Annotated in this window: 17 protein-coding genes and 2 tRNA genes; 10 read left to right on the forward strand and 9 right to left on the reverse strand. The window is 46.0% G+C overall.

All coding sequences use genetic code 11. The features are described from left to right. Positions 1-189: 189 nt before the first annotated feature. Positions 190-1,152 carry a hypothetical protein gene (locus tag NTX76_04595; GenBank protein MCX7338540.1) on the forward strand — a complete coding sequence of 321 codons (963 nt, stop codon included), beginning with the start codon at positions 190-192 and terminating at the stop codon, positions 1,150-1,152. Positions 1,153-1,335: 183 nt separating this feature from the next. Beyond that, positions 1,336-1,542, forward strand: a complete 207-nt coding sequence (locus NTX76_04600; GenBank protein ID MCX7338541.1) for a cold-shock protein — start codon at positions 1,336-1,338, stop codon at positions 1,540-1,542. A gap of 51 nt (positions 1,543-1,593) precedes the next feature. Here the strand turns inward: NTX76_04600 and NTX76_04605 are convergent, their stop codons facing one another. The 6 genes from NTX76_04605 to NTX76_04630 all read right to left on the reverse strand — a co-directional run bounded on the left by NTX76_04605 (position 1,594) and on the right by NTX76_04630 (position 6,149). Continuing rightward, positions 1,594-2,046 carry a nucleoside deaminase gene (locus NTX76_04605; GenBank protein ID MCX7338542.1) on the reverse strand — a complete coding sequence of 151 codons (453 nt, stop codon included), beginning with the start codon at positions 2,044-2,046 and terminating at the stop codon, positions 1,594-1,596. A gap of 37 nt (positions 2,047-2,083) precedes the next feature. Further along, positions 2,084-3,019: a hypothetical protein gene (locus NTX76_04610; protein MCX7338543.1), complete on the reverse strand. Its 936-nt coding sequence runs from the start codon at positions 3,017-3,019 to the stop codon at positions 2,084-2,086. A 105-nt stretch (positions 3,020-3,124) separates the two neighbouring features. Beyond that, entirely contained in the window at positions 3,125-3,382 is a 258-nt protein-coding gene (locus NTX76_04615; GenBank protein MCX7338544.1) for an exodeoxyribonuclease VII small subunit, read from the reverse strand. Positions 3,383-3,400: 18 nt separating this feature from the next. Further along, positions 3,401-4,321, reverse strand: a complete 921-nt coding sequence (ftsY, locus tag NTX76_04620; GenBank protein ID MCX7338545.1) for a signal recognition particle-docking protein FtsY — start codon at positions 4,319-4,321, stop codon at positions 3,401-3,403. Next, positions 4,318-5,607 carry a tRNA (N(6)-L-threonylcarbamoyladenosine(37)-C(2))-methylthiotransferase MtaB gene (gene mtaB, locus NTX76_04625; GenBank protein MCX7338546.1) on the reverse strand — a complete coding sequence of 430 codons (1,290 nt, stop codon included), beginning with the start codon at positions 5,605-5,607 and terminating at the stop codon, positions 4,318-4,320. The genes ftsY and mtaB overlap by 4 nt, the downstream gene beginning before the upstream one ends. A gap of 89 nt (positions 5,608-5,696) precedes the next feature. Beyond that, the gene (locus NTX76_04630; protein MCX7338547.1) at positions 5,697-6,149 is read right to left on the reverse strand and encodes a hypothetical protein; all 453 of its coding nucleotides are present in this window, start codon (positions 6,147-6,149) and stop codon (positions 5,697-5,699) included. 151 nt (positions 6,150-6,300) lie between these two features. Between NTX76_04630 and NTX76_04635 the strand changes: the two genes are divergently transcribed. After that, complete coding sequence (locus tag NTX76_04635; GenBank protein ID MCX7338548.1) at positions 6,301-7,224, forward strand: D-alanine--D-alanine ligase; 924 nt, start codon at positions 6,301-6,303, stop codon at positions 7,222-7,224. Beyond that, on the forward strand, positions 7,225-8,145 hold the full coding sequence (locus NTX76_04640; protein ID MCX7338549.1) for a cell division protein FtsQ/DivIB: 921 nt from the start codon (positions 7,225-7,227) through the stop codon (positions 8,143-8,145). A gap of 37 nt (positions 8,146-8,182) precedes the next feature. Here NTX76_04640 and NTX76_04645 read toward each other — a convergent pair. Beyond that, a tRNA-Thr gene (locus tag NTX76_04645) sits at positions 8,183-8,258 on the reverse strand. 250 nt (positions 8,259-8,508) lie between these two features. Between NTX76_04645 and NTX76_04650 the strand changes: the two genes are divergently transcribed. The 3 genes from NTX76_04650 to NTX76_04660 are packed head-to-tail and all read left to right on the forward strand — an operon-like array spanning position 8,509 to position 10,746. Further along, complete coding sequence (locus NTX76_04650; protein MCX7338550.1) at positions 8,509-9,225, forward strand: ATP-binding cassette domain-containing protein; 717 nt, start codon at positions 8,509-8,511, stop codon at positions 9,223-9,225. A 1-nt stretch (position 9,226) separates the two neighbouring features. Then, a complete protein-coding gene (locus tag NTX76_04655) occupies positions 9,227-10,183 on the forward strand; it encodes a hypothetical protein (protein MCX7338551.1) in 957 nt (318 codons plus the stop codon). Next, positions 10,180-10,746 (forward strand): YdcF family protein, encoded by a 567-nt coding sequence (locus NTX76_04660; protein MCX7338552.1) that lies wholly within the window; start codon positions 10,180-10,182, stop codon positions 10,744-10,746. Before NTX76_04655 ends, NTX76_04660 begins: the two co-directional genes overlap by 4 nt. A 337-nt stretch (positions 10,747-11,083) precedes the next feature. On the opposite strand, the gene recA is transcribed toward NTX76_04660, so the two are convergent. Further along, positions 11,084-12,136, reverse strand: a complete 1,053-nt coding sequence (recA, locus tag NTX76_04665) for a recombinase RecA (GenBank protein ID MCX7338553.1) — start codon at positions 12,134-12,136, stop codon at positions 11,084-11,086. 327 nt (positions 12,137-12,463) lie between these two features. Between recA and NTX76_04670 the strand changes: the two genes are divergently transcribed. From NTX76_04670 to ruvX, 3 genes are all read left to right on the forward strand, one after another. After that, positions 12,464-13,618, forward strand: a complete 1,155-nt coding sequence (locus NTX76_04670) for an autotransporter outer membrane beta-barrel domain-containing protein (GenBank protein ID MCX7338554.1) — start codon at positions 12,464-12,466, stop codon at positions 13,616-13,618. A 58-nt stretch (positions 13,619-13,676) separates the two neighbouring features. Further along, entirely contained in the window at positions 13,677-14,780 is a 1,104-nt protein-coding gene (locus tag NTX76_04675; GenBank protein ID MCX7338555.1) for an autotransporter outer membrane beta-barrel domain-containing protein, read from the forward strand. A 98-nt stretch (positions 14,781-14,878) separates the two neighbouring features. Further along, a complete protein-coding gene (gene ruvX / locus NTX76_04680; protein MCX7338556.1) occupies positions 14,879-15,346 on the forward strand; it encodes a Holliday junction resolvase RuvX in 468 nt (155 codons plus the stop codon). Positions 15,347-15,352: 6 nt separating this feature from the next. Here ruvX and NTX76_04685 read toward each other — a convergent pair. Beyond that, positions 15,353-15,428: transfer RNA gene (locus tag NTX76_04685), tRNA-Phe, on the reverse strand. Positions 15,429-15,455: the final 27 nt, after the last annotated feature.

The raw sequence follows: 15,455 nt of genomic DNA on the forward strand, positions 1-15,455 counted from the left end.
CCTTTTTATAACGGATTTGGCCGCTCGTCAATGATTATTGTGGTGATTGTGCGAGTTCCGGATGAATAAGGCTTTGCGTCCGCCTTGTTAGATTGTGAATTGGCGCGACCCTTTAACGATTTGTTAATATGTTCGTGTATATGATTGAATTTACTACGATGATATATTCTTAAAATAAGGACAAGTATGATGTTTAACTTTCTTTCCAGGGCCATAGTTTTGAGTTTGCTGATTATTCAGCCTTTGTGGGCTATTTGTGGACCTAGGGACAATAACCCTGTTGTGTTGGCAAATCGGCGCCCTCCTGTTTCGGTGAACCAATATGGCAATGGAAGGAATGCTCTTCCGGTTGATCAGTTTCCTTTTGTCAGCAATGAACAATACCAAAATATGGGGCTAAGGGCACCTCTATTAAGCGCTCAGGCTGCGCGCATCAATGCCGAGGAGGATCGGCAATTGAATTTAGCGATAGCGGCCTCTATGCTTGAAAATCATGCGCCTAGGCCTCGCCATAATAACGAAATAGTGGCTAAAGCTTCCATTGCAGCAGTAGCCCCGGAGGAGGAGAAAAAACAAGCCGTTGAACCCCGTGATATTCTTGATGAAATGATCCGCAACTTTAATCCAGAGCAATGGTTCAATCTTGATGTCAGCGAAAAACCATTAATTGCTTTGTATGAGATCTTTACCGAGATAGCAAGATCCAAACAAATAAACTGGAGCGCAAATAGAGGCGCCTTTGATCAAGAATTTTTTAATTTTTTTCGAGAGAGAAATTTTGATGCTGCGCCGGGTATCAATTACCAAGATGCCATTATTGTTAAAAAACAGATTCAAGAGATGCTGTATGGCAGTCTTACCGTAGGGCGTAATCACCATATGCTTGTTTATCAAAGGCTTGACCTAATTTATGATTCAGCCATAAGTGAAGCGAACAAAAAATACGGGAATCCTCCAAGGGAATCAATGAGGCAAAATGGATTTGTTGCGTGGTTTGCTTGGTATATAAAAGAGCTAACAGGCACATCTCACTTGGATCTTAATACCGCAAGCAATTATAAGTTAGCCGTTGATTACCTCGTGCAAAATAGTATCATCCCTGAAAAGTTCAAGCTTCCGCTTCTTGTGTATCAGGCTAACGGTTATTTGTGATTGCCATCAGGATGCTTTCTTGCAACCAAAGTCCGAGTAAGCAGACCATAAAAGTCAGGCCAATCTCCATGAGCATTTGATTTCTTTTATCACCTATATTTTTTTACCAAAGGGGGTTGATTTCTTAAAAATAGGGGTGTATAGACTTACGTGCAAGTTAAGTTTAATGGAGGAGGAAATTCCATGCTAACAGGAACGGTGAAATGGTTTAACCAAACCAAAGGATATGGATTTATAACACCAGAGAGCGGAGGCGAAGATGCCTTTGTTCATATAACAACCGTGCGCAAGGCAGGATGGAACACATTGTACGAGGGGCAGAAAATATTTTTCGATGCCCGAGACAACCACGGTCGATCTTCGGCAACTAACTTAGGACTCTTTTCGTAAAATCTGATGATGGCCTGCGTTGTTTGTCTTTTGTGGAAATGGCGCAGGTCATCAATACGCGATTTTATCAATTTTTTTTGTCCAGGCTGCAAAAACGTCGATGGCTTCGTGCCTTAAAAGTTGTTGCATTGGGACCTGGCGCGATTCTATTGGTTTGGCGATTTCCTGATAAAAGAAATCATCATCGAAATTAATGGATGCAGCATCTTGGCGTGTGTTCGCATAAAAGATAGCGTCAACGCGCGCCCAATACGCTGCCGCCAGGCACATGGGGCAGGGTTCGCAGCTTGTGTAAAGGGTGGCCCCGGCAAGACTAAAAGATGAAATATGGGCGCAGGCATTCCGTATGGCGACAACCTCTGCGTGGGCAGTTGGATCATTGGCGGATGTTACCTGATTCCATCCCTGCCCGATAATTTTGTTATCCAAAACAATAACGGCCCCGAATGGCCCCCCTGAGCCGTCTTGCATTTTTTCAAAAGACATCTGGATGGCTAGTCGCATCGGTGTTTCATGGCAGAATTTCAAATGAACTATACCCTTATCGCAGTTGTTGTGTTGGATAACTTGGGGCGGGATATGCCATCATCATGGGCTGTTGTTGTTGCATGGCGGCAGGAGCTGGATAATAAGCCTGACCGTATCCCTGGACGGGCAATGGCGCACCATAAGGAGCCTGCTGTTGCGCAATCGGACCAGTATAATTGTTGACGGGCATTTGTTGAGCAGGCATTTGTTGAACCTGGGGCCGAGGCTGTATCATGGCGCTGGGCAAATGGGGATTGGGGACCATATTGACCCCGCCAATTACGGCGTAGGGTGCGGCAACCTTGCTTGGTCTTCGATTGTCATTTTGGTTTGTAAGGTTTTGATTCACAGCAGGTGCGGATGCCAATCGGCGCTGTGCCACGATATTAGCGCTGGGCAGGTGTTGCGCCGCCGCCAATGTTTCAGGTCTTGCAACGCCCCCTCCCATTCCATAAAGATTAAATGCCATTAAAAATCCGCTTGTAAAGAACAAGGCCCCCAAAAACATAAGACCTGTTATTAATGCAGTAATTGATAATTTGTTCATGGCAAAAAAGATCTCCTTTTGTATGTACTGCTCTTTGATGGTTTGGCTGATGGCGGACAGCCTTTTTCCGGACTCAATCAGCGTACAAGCAATTGTGTCTGTTTTTTTATGGGTACGTTTTGCTGATTTTCGTGGTTTTCTTTTTTGATTCAACGATGCAGAAACTGTAAAATAATCGGCTGATGTAAAGCTTTCCCCGGGATATTTTGGCTGGTTATGGTGAGCTTGTTTCTGGGTTTTCTGGGCGGGAGCTTCTTGCCTTTGGTGGGTGGAAAAAGGTTGCTCATGCGGAGACGTAGCTCCCTTCCACCATGTTGAAAACGTATCTTCCCACAGATCCTTTTCGGATGGGTTTTTTTCAGCAATCCAAGGATCTGTTCTTTTTCTAGCGCTCGACAACACACATCACCAAACAGGGAATAAATATTTTGGTACCAGTTTAGCAAATTTTTACTATAATTGTACTAAAATAATTTCTAAGTGGCGTGAATGGCGTTTGGGGTAATTTTATGCCAGGCGCATTTCCTCAATTCGAACATCCTTGCCATCATTGGAAATGGTGATCTGCTCAACACGCATTTTTGCAGCCTCTAATTTTTGTTCGCAATGCCGTTTCAGGTGGGAACCTCGCTCGAACGCGCCAATTGCTTCCTCTAACGGTAATCGCCCTTCCTCTAGTCGCTTAACAAGCGTTTCAAGTTCCAGCATAGCCTGTTCGAAACTGAGCGTTTCCAATTGAACGGTTTCTAGTTTGTTGGTATCCATACTTTATCCTCTCTCATTCTATTCAATTTCTAATCCCACGATCGCACGCGCAAAATCCCGCGCATCAAATGATTGCAGATCGTCCTCTTGTTCTCCAACGCCAATCGCATGAATGGGAATTCCATACTTTTCCGCAAGATCAATAACAACGCCACCCCGCGCGGTTCCGTCAAGCTTGGTCACGATAATTCCTGTGACGCCGGCAATTTCTTTAAAAACGCCAGCCTGAGTCAAAGCATTTTGTCCCGTTGTGGCATCAAGGACTAAAATTGTATGGTGCGGTGCTGCTGGATCCATTTTTTTGATCACCCGAATTACCTTGGCCAGTTCGTTCATGAGCCCCTCTTTATTATGGAGGCGACCGGCCGTATCGATGCATAAAATATCCGCATTGTTTTTGGTCGCCTGGGTCAGGGCATCAAATGCAAGTCCCGCCGCGTCGGCGCCATGGGGCGCTGTGTGCACCGGAATCCCAAGGCGCTTTCCCCATACCTGCAGTTGCTCCACGGCGGCTGCCCGAAATGTATCGCAGGCTGCCAATTCCACACTAAGGCCATCCATTTTCCATTGATTGGCGAGTTTTGCGATGCTGGTTGTTTTCCCGGCCCCATTCACGCCAATGATTAAAATCACAACGGGAGTTTTTTGCTGTTCGATCACCAGGGGCACATCAACGGGCGCTAGGATTGATTCGATCTCTTCGGCTAGGCATTCTCGGACCTCGAGCTCGGTCACCTCCTGTCCGAACTTTTTCCTGGACAAGCTTTGGCATAACCTTTGGGCAACGGTCGCCCCCACGTCTGATTCGACCAGCAAATCCTCTAGTTCGTCCAGCGCCCCTTGGTCCAGCGTTTGGTGGGTCAACACGACCTGTAATTTGTCGCCAAACTGATTGGATGTTTTTTTTAAGCCTGTTTTAAGGCGCTGCCATAAACTCAACAGAATGCTCCCTCTAAATGATGTCCGCTTTTGCCAAGAACTTTGACGGTATGAACGGATCCAATTTCTATTTCGTGCAAGTCTACAGGAAATCGGATGGATGCGAAATGGTCTGTCTTGCCATCGGCAATGCCATCCTTTACAGATTCAACCAAAACGGCGACAGTTTCACCCAACAATCGATCGAAAAGGCGTTGAACGGCTTTTTCCCCGGCGTGTCTCAGGATTGCTGCCCTTTCTTTAATGATGGGTCCGGCCACTTGTGGCATCCGGCTTGCGGGGGTCCCGGGGCGTGGTGAATACGGGAACACATGCAAAAATGTTAAATCGCAGTCATCAATGATACGCAGGGTATTGTCAAACATTTCGGGGGTTTCCGTTGGGAATCCGGCAATCAAATCCACGCCAAACACGATGTCGGGCCTGACGTCGCGCGCACGTTTGCAAAATGCAATTGCATCCTCGCGCAGATGGCGTCGCTTCATCCGTTTCAGAATCATGTTGTCACCCGCCTGAAGGCTGATGTGCAGGTGGGATAGTAATCGGGGCTCAGATTCGATCAGTTTCCACAAATCATCATCGATTTCGACCGGATCCAGTGACGACAATCGTAACCGTTTTAAATCCGGAACCAATGCCAGGATTCGTTTGATAGCCTGTCCCAATGGGGGTGCACCGGGCAAATCAGCGCCGTATGCCGTGATATCAACCCCTGTTAAGACGATTTCTTGGTATCCTGATTCAATAACCTGGCGAATTTGTGCGACGACCTCGCCCAGGGGGACGCTTCGTGAATTTCCACGACCAAAGGGAATTGTGCAAAACGTGCACCGGTGATCGCATCCATTTTGAACCTGGACAAAGGCGCGGGCTTTCCCCTCGAATCCTGAAACCAGGTGACCGGCCGTTTCCCGAACGGACATAATATCGTTCACCAGGGTCATACTTTGATCCTTGATTGACGCATACGTGGATAGCTGTAATTTTTCTGCATTACCAATGACGCTGTTGATTTCGGGCATATTGGCATATTTATCAGGATCAATCTGGGCGGAACAGCCTGTCACGATAATCTCTGCATTCGGGTTTTCCCGACGAAGTTTGCGAATAGATTGCCGGACTTGTCGCTCGGCCTCCGCTGTGACAGCGCAGGAATTGATGATGATGGCCCCCTCTAACCCGGCCTCCGCTGATAATTTTTTAATCACCTCGGATTCATATGTATTAAGGCGACAACCAAACGTTACCACCCGATTTTTATTATCAGCGTTTTTGATATCAATCATGGCCAGAATAAATAAACTCTAATATCAGTAAAGGTACCCCAAGATAGGGTACCATACCAATGTCTGTAAAGTTTTTTCTGTGCAGTTTCTCAATGGTAATCACTTGAAATGGGGTTAAAATAATAATTGACGGCGGATTTTCTGGGTAAAAAAATACTAAACCAATGATCGGTTTCCTTGTCGATTATATGTTTTGTGATGAGTCCTTTGATTGTCCATGATGTTTTGTTGGCTTCAAGTGTGTGCCAAAATTCTGCTTTTGTCATTTCTGTCCTGGCGCATTCCTTGTCGATTAGTGGATAAATGAAGCGTGAAAATGCAATAAAGGCGGCATCATCTGGTGATCTTGGGCCATCCAGGTTTTCAATTCCCAATGATTTTGCGGCTAGTTTTTCATTGCATCCCGATTCTTTAAATGCCTGGTGAAACATTTTTATCGTGCGAGGCGTATAGGTATAGGTTCCGTTGTCATCATCGGCCGCAATAGCTTGTGTGGCGATTCCCATTAAGGTAACGACAAATATTAAGTTTGTTAATTTCATGAAATTTCCCTTCAGCATTAATATCTTCCTAAAGTAGACATAGTCTTCAATGGTTAACAAAGTGTTGATGTGGGTGTTAAAAAGCTCCCAATTTTTACAATTTTCGTGTATTATTCACATAAGACAGTATGAAAATAAAACCGAGAGTAAAATGACTCAGCGCCATGTGGCTGTATTAATGGGGGGATGGTCGTCCGAACGCGACGTATCCTTAACGTCAGGGCAGGGGGTTTCTCAGGCGCTTGTTGACCTTGGGTACAAGGTATCGATAATTGATGTTAGGCGGGATCTGAATGCCCTTTGTCAGCAGCTGTCCAATCCTCGACCGGATGTCGTGTTTAATGCCCTTCACGGTGTTGGGGGGGAGGACGGTGTCATCCAAAGTGTTCTGGAGGTATTGCAGATTCCCTATACGCACTGTGGTGTTACGGCATCAGCACTTGCGATGAATAAGATTTTGTCGCGTAAGATTTTTAACGAAGCCGGTTTGTTAACGCCGCCTTGGCTTTTGATTTCTTTAGAAGATTTTCAAAATGGACACCCTATGGAAATGCCCTATGTCGTCAAGCCCATTAACGAAGGGTCCAGTCGGGGCGTTTACCTTGTTTTTGATGAAAATGATTATCAGCATTGTTTGCATGATTGGTCATTTGGTGATCAACTATTGATCGAAAAATATATCCCCGGCAAGGAAATACAGGTCGCCGTTGTGGATGGCCGGGCCCTGGGCGCAATTGAAATAAAGCCATTGTGTGGTTTTTATGATTACGAGGCAAAATATACATCTGGCAAGGCGGACCATATAATGCCGGCCCCATTACCGCCAGAGGATTATCAAAAAGCCCTTGATTTGGCCTTGCGAGCCCATCAAGCCATAGGATGCCAAAGCGTTACGCGGTCAGATTTTCGATATGATGTGACCGATGGAGAGGGCAAGTTTTATTTGCTAGAAATCAACACGCAGCCGGGCATGACACCCTTGTCCCTGGTTCCGGAAATTGCGGCGCATGGTGGGATGTCTTATCGGGATTTGGTGGGGGTAATCCTTGAAAGCGCTAGCTGTGACCATAAATAAATGAGGCCGACAAAACGAAAAAGAATCCCTGCGGTGCCGGATCCCTTTTGGTCCCTTAAAAGGGTAAAAAAGCTATTTGTGTTTTCGGGAAAGGCAAAAACAAAGGGGCGGGGTTCTCAGCGAAAAATTAGGCAAAAGCGGTTTTTTAAGCACTACAAAGGGCTGTTTATTGCCGGGTTTGCAACGATTTTGTTTGTTGCTGGATACGTCAGCTGGTGGCTTGGATATCCCCAGCAGGCAACCATCGTGATCACGGACAAAATCGTTGCGTCCACGGCGATCATGGGGCTAAAGGTTAGCGATGTGTATGTGGAGGGTCGTCAGCATTCTTCCCAAACTGCGATCCTGGACTGTGTTCGTGCCAAACGGGGTGATCCAATCTTAGCCTATAATCTGGACACCATCAGGGCCGATCTAGAGAAAATTGATTGGATTAAGTCGGCCTGTGTTCGCCGGCACTTTCCGGGTTTTTTGTATATTCAGCTCGAGGAGCGAAAACCCATCGCCATTTGGCAAAACCAAAATCAGCAATTCTTGGTTGATCAAGATGGCATCACCATTAATATAACAAACGTAGCCTATTTTCAAAGTCTGCCCGTTATTGTGGGGGGCGATGCACCAGCCCATGCACCCCGTATTTTATCGCTTCTGGAAAAATTTCCGTTGATCCGAAAGGAACTCCGGTCAATCATTCGAATGCGGCAACGTCGGTGGGATCTTGTTTTAGAGAATAGCGTTTTGGTAAAGTTACCCGAGGAAAAGATGGAGGATGCATTGGCACATTTATCCGTTCTTATCGAGAAACAAAAAATTAATCCCGGTGAAGTATCGGTTATCGATCTGCGCATTCCAAAGCAAATTATTTTGAAATTATCGCCGGGTGCTGCAGTGCGCCTCAGGATAAAAGGGAAAGAAACGTGATCTGCCCCAAGATAGGGTAATGCTCTAAAAAAGATGCTGGTGCTGAAGAGAGGAATCGAACCCCCGACCTACTGATTACGAATCAGTTGCTCTACCAACTGAGCTACTTCAGCTAACACTTGAACGCTAATCTAATTTGCTATAAACGTCAAGGGATACCCAATCTAAACGGAAATGTTGATTTTTATGTTTGATATTTTCTCCATAAACGTCGACAAAAAATCCTTAAATAGAATAGCTATTCTCGGCTTTTTTGTCTTGTTTCTGAAAAAACTATCTTTCATAAAATTTCAACATTTCCATTCATCTTGAGTATAGGCTATGCTACTTTCGCATGAAACAGAACTATAAAGGGTTAATCTGGTGCCTAATCAACGAAACAGTGCTCGAAAAAATGTTGAGGTTGTTAAACTGGATCGGGTTAGCCTATATTACCCACAAGGGACCCCGATATTTTACGACCTGAGCTATTCATTTTTTGCGGGTGGATTTTATTTTTTAACGGGAGCCAGCGGCGCAGGCAAGACATCTTTGCTAAGGCTGATTTATCGTGGCGTTAAAGCAACCGAGGGGATCGTGCGTGTTTTTGGCCGTGATGTTTCACGCCTGTCATCAGAGGAACTTCCGCTATTTCGGCAAAAGATGGGATTGGTTTTCCAGGATTGTCGCCTGATCAATCATCTGACCGCCGTTGAAAACGTTGCCTTGGCCATGCGTATTGTGGGGAACCCCCCGCAGCGATGTTTTTCGTATGCAAAAGAATTACTGCATTGGGTTGGTCTGGGCGATCACTTGAATCACCTGCCATCCATGTTGTCAGATGGTCAAAAACAACGGATTGGCATCGCGCGGGCCGTCATTACACGTCCATTATTGTTGATTGCTGATGAACCAACGGGTAATGTCGACGAAGCGGTTGCTTATAAATTAATGATATTGTTTGAAGAAATGAATAAGGTTGGAACGACGGTGATTTTGGCAACACACAACACGGGCCTCGTTAAGTCATTTTCCTATCCCGTATTGCATTTGAACCAGGGGCAGTTGTTGCATGCCGAACCTCGGGATCAGGGTGTTTAGGGTGCGGATTTTTAATCAACACAGAATCCACGAGATCCCGATTGGAAAGGAAGGCGGAAATCGCTATTTGCCATGGGTTGTCGGGCTTTTGGTTTTCCTTTTGACGTTGGTGTTTGTTTGCGCCACAACATTGGGTGGGGCCTTGGGGCGTTGGCAGGGGCGATCGTCTGACAAAATTACCATTGAAATTCCCGCATCCGATATCTTGTCCGCCCACAAAGCGATGCCAGGCGCGCCGATTCAACAACCAGAAACTGACGCGATAACAACCATCGTTCAGCAAGTAACCTCTGTTTTACAAGGTACCCCCGGTCTTTGCGATATCGAGGTTGTCGATAACAAACGATTGTTGTCATTGCTGGCGCCCTGGATTGGGCAGGCCGAAACACTGCAGGGTGTTTTATTGCCCGTGCTTATTGATGCAAAGATTACGCCCGACCCGTCGGGTGTTGGGGTGCTGGATATCGAGGATTTGCGTCACCGGTTAAGGGAAATCAATGCCGGAATACGGATAGAGCCCCATGTTCAATGGCACCACATGTTGATGTCCCTTAGTCATACAATAAAGGCTGTCTCCTATATCGTTATTGCGTTTATTGTTGGGGCGATTTGCGTTGTGATTACGTTGATTACCAACGCGTCGCTTGCAACGCATCATTCCGTTATCGATGTTTTGCGATTGATGGGGGCGGGGAAACAGTATATCGCCAAAAATTTTCAATGGCAGGTGTTCAAATGCTGCCTAAAGGGTGGGGTGATTGGAACCATTTTGGCGTTGCCCATTATTTATGCCGTGAGTTTGCTGACGGAGGATTTTGGAATACCGGAGTTATTTAGGGGCGGACTTGCCAGTGAAATTTTGGTGATCGTTATGGCCTGCCCTTTCTTTGTGGCGGCACTGTGTATGATTGTTTCGCGATTGGCAGTTTATCGCGCACTGCATCGTATGGATTCATGAAAAAACGAATCACTGCGTTTTCAGTTTTCCTTGCGACCATCTTTACGATCTGGTTTATGGGTTTTCTTGCGTTCTGCTTTTGTCTGCCTGGGGATGGTGATCAAGATAAAATCATAACAGATGCTGTCGTTGTTTTAACGGGTGGCAAGGGGCGGGTTCAGATTGGTTTCAGCCTTGTTGAAAAAGGGTTGGCTCAGAAATTGTTTATCTCTGGTGTGAATCCAAAAGTCAAAATGCCTGTGTTGCTCAAGGGGCAGGGGGCAGAGGTGGCTGATGCAATCGTTTCCCGGGCGGAGCTTGGATATAATGCGCGTAACACGATTCAAAATGCCCAAGAAACGGCAGCCTGGGTGCGGCAACAGCATATTCAATCATTGCGATTGGTGACCTCTGATTACCATATGTTACGGAGCATGATCGAATTTGCACGGGCATTGCCAGATGTTCGGATTGTGCCGCACCCCATTCACGAGGGGCGCGGATTCGATCTAAAGACAACTAACAAGCTTCTTTCCGAATATCATAAACTACTGTGGGTTTATTTTGGATTCAGATTAAGCTAGGTCTAATGGCATTCGGTTAGAGAAAAAAGAACGAATTTCCCTCCCTAAATAACACCTCCCGTCATCCCGCGACTTGATCGTAGGGTCCATGTATTTCGTTGTGGATCCCGTGGTCAAGTCACGGGATGACGGGGGTGGGTGTTGTTTGATGTGAATTTCATACTATAGTGTTTTTCTACGTGATCAATAGAGAGATAGCTTTTTGGATGGCCACACTCTCTTCGTTCGCTCGCCATGACGTCATGGCGAGGAGGGCGAAGCCCGACGTGGCCATCCAGAAAGCCATCCTGTTGTCTATTGACTTTGCAGGAACATACTAACCGAATGTTATTGATCTCTATTCGCCCCCGGACGCATCTCCGCCACCAATCATGCTGTCAGCAACAAGGCCGGCATTATCACGGACTGATCGTTCGATTTGGGCGGCAGCCTCTGGGTTTTCCTTTAAAAATACCCGCGTGGCTTCGCGACCCTGTCCGATTCTGTGTGTCCCATAGGAATACCAAGATCCCGATTTTTCTATGACGCCCGCCTTAACCCCAAGGTCGATCAGCTCGCCTGTTTTGGAAATTCCTTCGCCGTACATGATATCAAACTCGACAACTTTAAACGGAGGTGCCATTTTGTTTTTAACAACCTTGACACGGGTTTGGTTGCCGGTGACTTGGTCCTTGTCCTTGATGGCGCCAATGCGACGAATGTCCAACCTGACGGACGCATAAAATTTTAGGGCATTTCCACCGGTTGTTGTCTCTGGGCTTCCAAACATCACGCCAATTTTCTGACGGATTTGGTTGATAAAAATCACCATGCAACCGGTTTTTGAGATTGATCCCGTTAATTTGCGCAAAGCCTGGCTCATCAGACGTGCCTGCAGCCCCATGTGAGAATCTCCCATGTCGCCCTCTAGTTCAGCCTTTGGGACCAACGCTGCCACACTGTCAATGACTACGACATCAACGGCGCCACTTCGAACCAATGTGTCGGCAATTTCAAGCGCTTGTTCGCCTGTGTCGGGCTGAGAGATAATCAAATCATCCAGATTAACCCCCAGTTTCCGGGCATAGCTTGGATCCAAAGCGTGTTCTGCATCAATAAACGCACAGGTTCCTCCGCTTTTCTGGGATTCCGCCACAACATGGATTGCCATTGTTGTTTTCCCAGATGATTCTGGGCCATAAATTTCAACAACACGCCCCTTTGGCAGACCACCGATGCCCAGGGCAATATCTAATCCTAATGATCCCGTGGAAATGACTTCGGCATCAACGGCGCTTTCCTTTTGCCCCAGGCGCATGATTGATCCTTTGCCAAAGGCGCGCTCTATTTGGCTGAGGGCTGCATCAAGGGCCTTTGTTTTATCTGTATCGGTTTTAGTGTTTCGTTCCATGATGGTCACAATGAGCGCTCCCTAAAATTTTATTAGCCGTTGGACTTTACATATTTAGAGTGTACCAAATAAATGCTTGCCAGGAAATCATTACCTTTTCCCATCAATTTCCGGGTTGAAAAAAATGCACTAAATTTATGTCGCTTTAACTTTATATTAAGGTTTTGCGATCTAGTATAGGGAATGCACAAATCAAATCGAGAAACGACTATGAAATTCAAACTAATCACAAAAAAACTAAAATGCCTATTATATTTGGGGTCCGCGGTCTGTGTCGGGGGTGCATTGACATCCATGGCGAACGCGAGCAGCCCGGGAGCGAGTGAGTTGACAAAATCTCTTATGCAAGCTCAGAATATGCCAGCTCTTGGTGCTTTGGCTGGTCTCACGCCAGCTCAGAAATATGATTTCGGAAAAAATCAGGCCATTGGTGCTCCGGCATTGCTGCCCATCGTGCCATCTGCTTATCAAACAGCAATGGTACAACAGCAGCTTTCCATACTATTGCGTGGCACATCTTTTGTGAATCAGCTCACAGCCAAACCTAGTAAGGTAAATAACGACGGTTTTGATGTTACAAAGTGTTCGAATCCACAGAATTTCGTTGCACCGTCCACAGAATCAGTGAATTCCGATCGATCGTTTGATATTTCTGCTCAACCTTTTTATACATCAACCAATATGTCTACTCATGGTCAAACTTTGGGAATGCATGGAACGACACAAGGGGTAATGATCAACCCCCAATACAAGATTTCGGATGATTATTCTGTGGGTCTGATTGCAATGGGGACAAGTTCTGATTATTCAATGCGTCAAAATCAGAGTGATGGAAAAATCAAAAGTGGTTCCTTGGGAATTCAGGGGGATTACATGTTGCCATTTGGCCTGCACGTGAATGGGGCTTTCTTGCTTGGTAAGAACCATTTTGACAGCAAGCGGTCAATTTTTGTTCCGACTCTTTCCCCATTTGTGGCAACACAATCTCATAAGGGGCTTGATACAACGGGTGTTATTGGGGCGGGTGCAACGATTCCTTTGACGCAGCATGTTTTTCTGTCACCCTATTTCAATCTAAGCTATACGCGGTCCCATCAAGACGCGTACACAGAAACTGGTGCGCCTGGGTTTAATGTGAATTCAAAGGCCCGTGATTCCGATACATTGGGGACGGTAGCCGGGGCATCCTTGGTTAACATCGCCCATATAAATAACGATATTGTCAGCACATCTTTTTCATTGACCTATTATCGTGACCAAAGCCTAAGACGAAAAAATACAGCTACTTTATCCTTTGTTGGGCCCAACAGCCAATCATTTGGCATTCCCTGCCCAAGTCCAAAGCATAATCAATTGGCTGCGGACGTTTCTGTCGTTATGTTTAAAAAAGGGGGCGTTTATTTTGGCGCCGATCTTGGCGGAAGGGCGGATCGCCAGACACAAAGCGTGCAAGGGACCCTTAAGGCTGGTTATCGGTTTTAGTGGGGTCGATATGCCCAATCAAACTGGATAAACAATAAAACACACTGGAAGCAAAAAAATGAAGATCTCCGTCACAAAGAAACTAAAATGTTTATTTTACCTAGGATCCGCACTTTATGCCGGGACCAATTTAATCTGCCAGGCAGAGGCCAGCAAATTTGACCTTGGTCAGGATTCGGTTATACCAACAGTCCCGTCGTTATTGCAGACATCGTCAACGCAGCAAGTGCTTGCGGCGGCGCTCAAAAGCATGCCAACCATAGCAAAGGCCATTGGTGCGAAAGAAAGTACCGCAGAGGAGAAGTCTTCTGGGAAAAAAGCAGGCGCTGATCGGTCATTTTATGCCTCCATTCAGCCCTATTCGTCGTTAACCAACGTAACAAAACACAGCGGTAATCCTGGATTAAGATCAACAACGCAAGGATTGGTCGCCAATACCCAATATAAAATCACAAATTCCTTTTCTTTGGGAATCATGGCGATGACATCAAAATTACACTACAAAATGGGGCATAGTTTCGGCGAGGGGAATAACGAAAATGTTTCCGCTGGTGTTCTTGGAAACTATGATTTGCCATCAAATGGCTATATCAATGGGGCTTTCATGGCCAGCGAAAATAATTTCAGCAATAATCGGCCAACCCTTTCCGGTGCGGTAGCAAGGGAATCGCATAAGGGGTATGAAACCATGGGTGCCTTGGGTGCTGGAATGACCGTTCCCCTTTGTTGTCAAATCAATTTGTCACCCTTTATCAACATGGGCTATGTGCGTTCTTTGCAAAATAAGTACACCGAAGAAGGGGTAGCGGGTCATAATATCCATTCGCAAACTCGTCTGTCTGATTCCTTGCAAACACTTGTCGGGGGATCACTAAGCAAAACCTTTGTTATGGATGACAGCATTGTGACCCCAAGTTTTTCCATCGGTTATATCCGTGACCAAAGTCTAAAAAGAAGAAACAAGGCGGCGCTTTCCTTTGTGGGCAGCAATCAAGTTTATGACATCAATCTTTCGAACGCCAAATCACAAAAACTGTGTGCGGATATTGGTGTGCTTGTGCTGAAAAAAAATGCCGTCAGCCTTTATGCGGGAATAGGGGGGCAATTAAACCGATGGCAACAATCGGCTTATGCGGCCGTTAATATCGGATATCGGTTTTAGTAAAAAACACGATTAATCCACCACAGTTTTGTGTGTTTTCTGATGCGGTATGATGGTATTAATAACTGTCTATACCCTCAGAATCCAAAGTACCCCCTATGTTTTGTGCGCTTTCTGATCTAGCTGCGTTTAAATCTGCCAAAAAACCTTTGTTGGGGGTGGATTTAGGTGATAAAACTATTGGCCTCAGTCTATCGGATCGCACGTGGATGATTGCGACACCCTATAAAACAATCCAGCGCACCGGAAATATTAAAAAAGATTTTGCCGAGCTTTCTGATGTTATAAAGGGTCACGCCGTTGTGGCGCTTGTTTTTGGGCATCCCATCAACATGAATGGAACCGAGGGGCCCCAAAGTCAAAAAGTCAAACAATTTGCCGAGAATTTTTTGAAAACGATGGATATCCCGATTTTATTTTGGGATGAACGTCTGTCCACGGCGGCCGTTACACGAACGATGATAACGGCAGATCTTTCGCGGAAACGTCAAAAGGAAGTCGTAGACAAAATGGCTGCGAGTTTTATTTTGCAGGGTGTGTTGGATTTTTTGGCGCGACATCCCTAAAAAGGATGGTGCCCAGAGCCGGAATCGAACCAGCGACACAGGGATTTTCAGTCCCTTGCTCTACCAACTGAGCTATCTGGGCGTTTCCCCCTGAACGGAGGAACCAGTA

This window comes from Alphaproteobacteria bacterium (assembly GCA_026400645.1).
In the GTDB taxonomy this organism is placed as follows: Bacteria; Pseudomonadota; Alphaproteobacteria; order Paracaedibacterales; family CAIULA01; genus JAPLOP01.

Excerpts from the sequence above, each read along its gene's own strand:
- NTX76_04595 (MCX7338540.1), top strand. The coding sequence starts at position 190 with ATGTTTAACTTTCTTTCCAGGGCCATAGTTTTGAGTTTGCTGATTATT.
- NTX76_04600 (MCX7338541.1), top strand. The coding sequence starts at position 1,336 with ATGCTAACAGGAACGGTGAAATGGTTTAACCAAACCAAAGGATATGGA.
- NTX76_04605 (MCX7338542.1), bottom strand. The coding sequence starts at position 2,046 with ATGCGACTAGCCATCCAGATGTCTTTTGAAAAAATGCAAGACGGCTCA.
- NTX76_04615 (MCX7338544.1), bottom strand. The coding sequence starts at position 3,382 with ATGGATACCAACAAACTAGAAACCGTTCAATTGGAAACGCTCAGTTTC.
- mtaB (MCX7338546.1), bottom strand. The coding sequence starts at position 5,607 with ATGATTGATATCAAAAACGCTGATAATAAAAATCGGGTGGTAACGTTT.
- NTX76_04630 (MCX7338547.1), bottom strand. The coding sequence starts at position 6,149 with ATGAAATTAACAAACTTAATATTTGTCGTTACCTTAATGGGAATCGCC.
- NTX76_04635 (MCX7338548.1), top strand. The coding sequence starts at position 6,301 with ATGACTCAGCGCCATGTGGCTGTATTAATGGGGGGATGGTCGTCCGAA.
- NTX76_04640 (MCX7338549.1), top strand. The coding sequence starts at position 7,225 with ATGAGGCCGACAAAACGAAAAAGAATCCCTGCGGTGCCGGATCCCTTT.
- NTX76_04660 (MCX7338552.1), top strand. The coding sequence starts at position 10,180 with ATGAAAAAACGAATCACTGCGTTTTCAGTTTTCCTTGCGACCATCTTT.
- recA (MCX7338553.1), bottom strand. The coding sequence starts at position 12,136 with ATGGAACGAAACACTAAAACCGATACAGATAAAACAAAGGCCCTTGAT.
- NTX76_04675 (MCX7338555.1), top strand. The coding sequence starts at position 13,677 with ATGAAGATCTCCGTCACAAAGAAACTAAAATGTTTATTTTACCTAGGA.
- ruvX (MCX7338556.1), top strand. The coding sequence starts at position 14,879 with ATGTTTTGTGCGCTTTCTGATCTAGCTGCGTTTAAATCTGCCAAAAAA.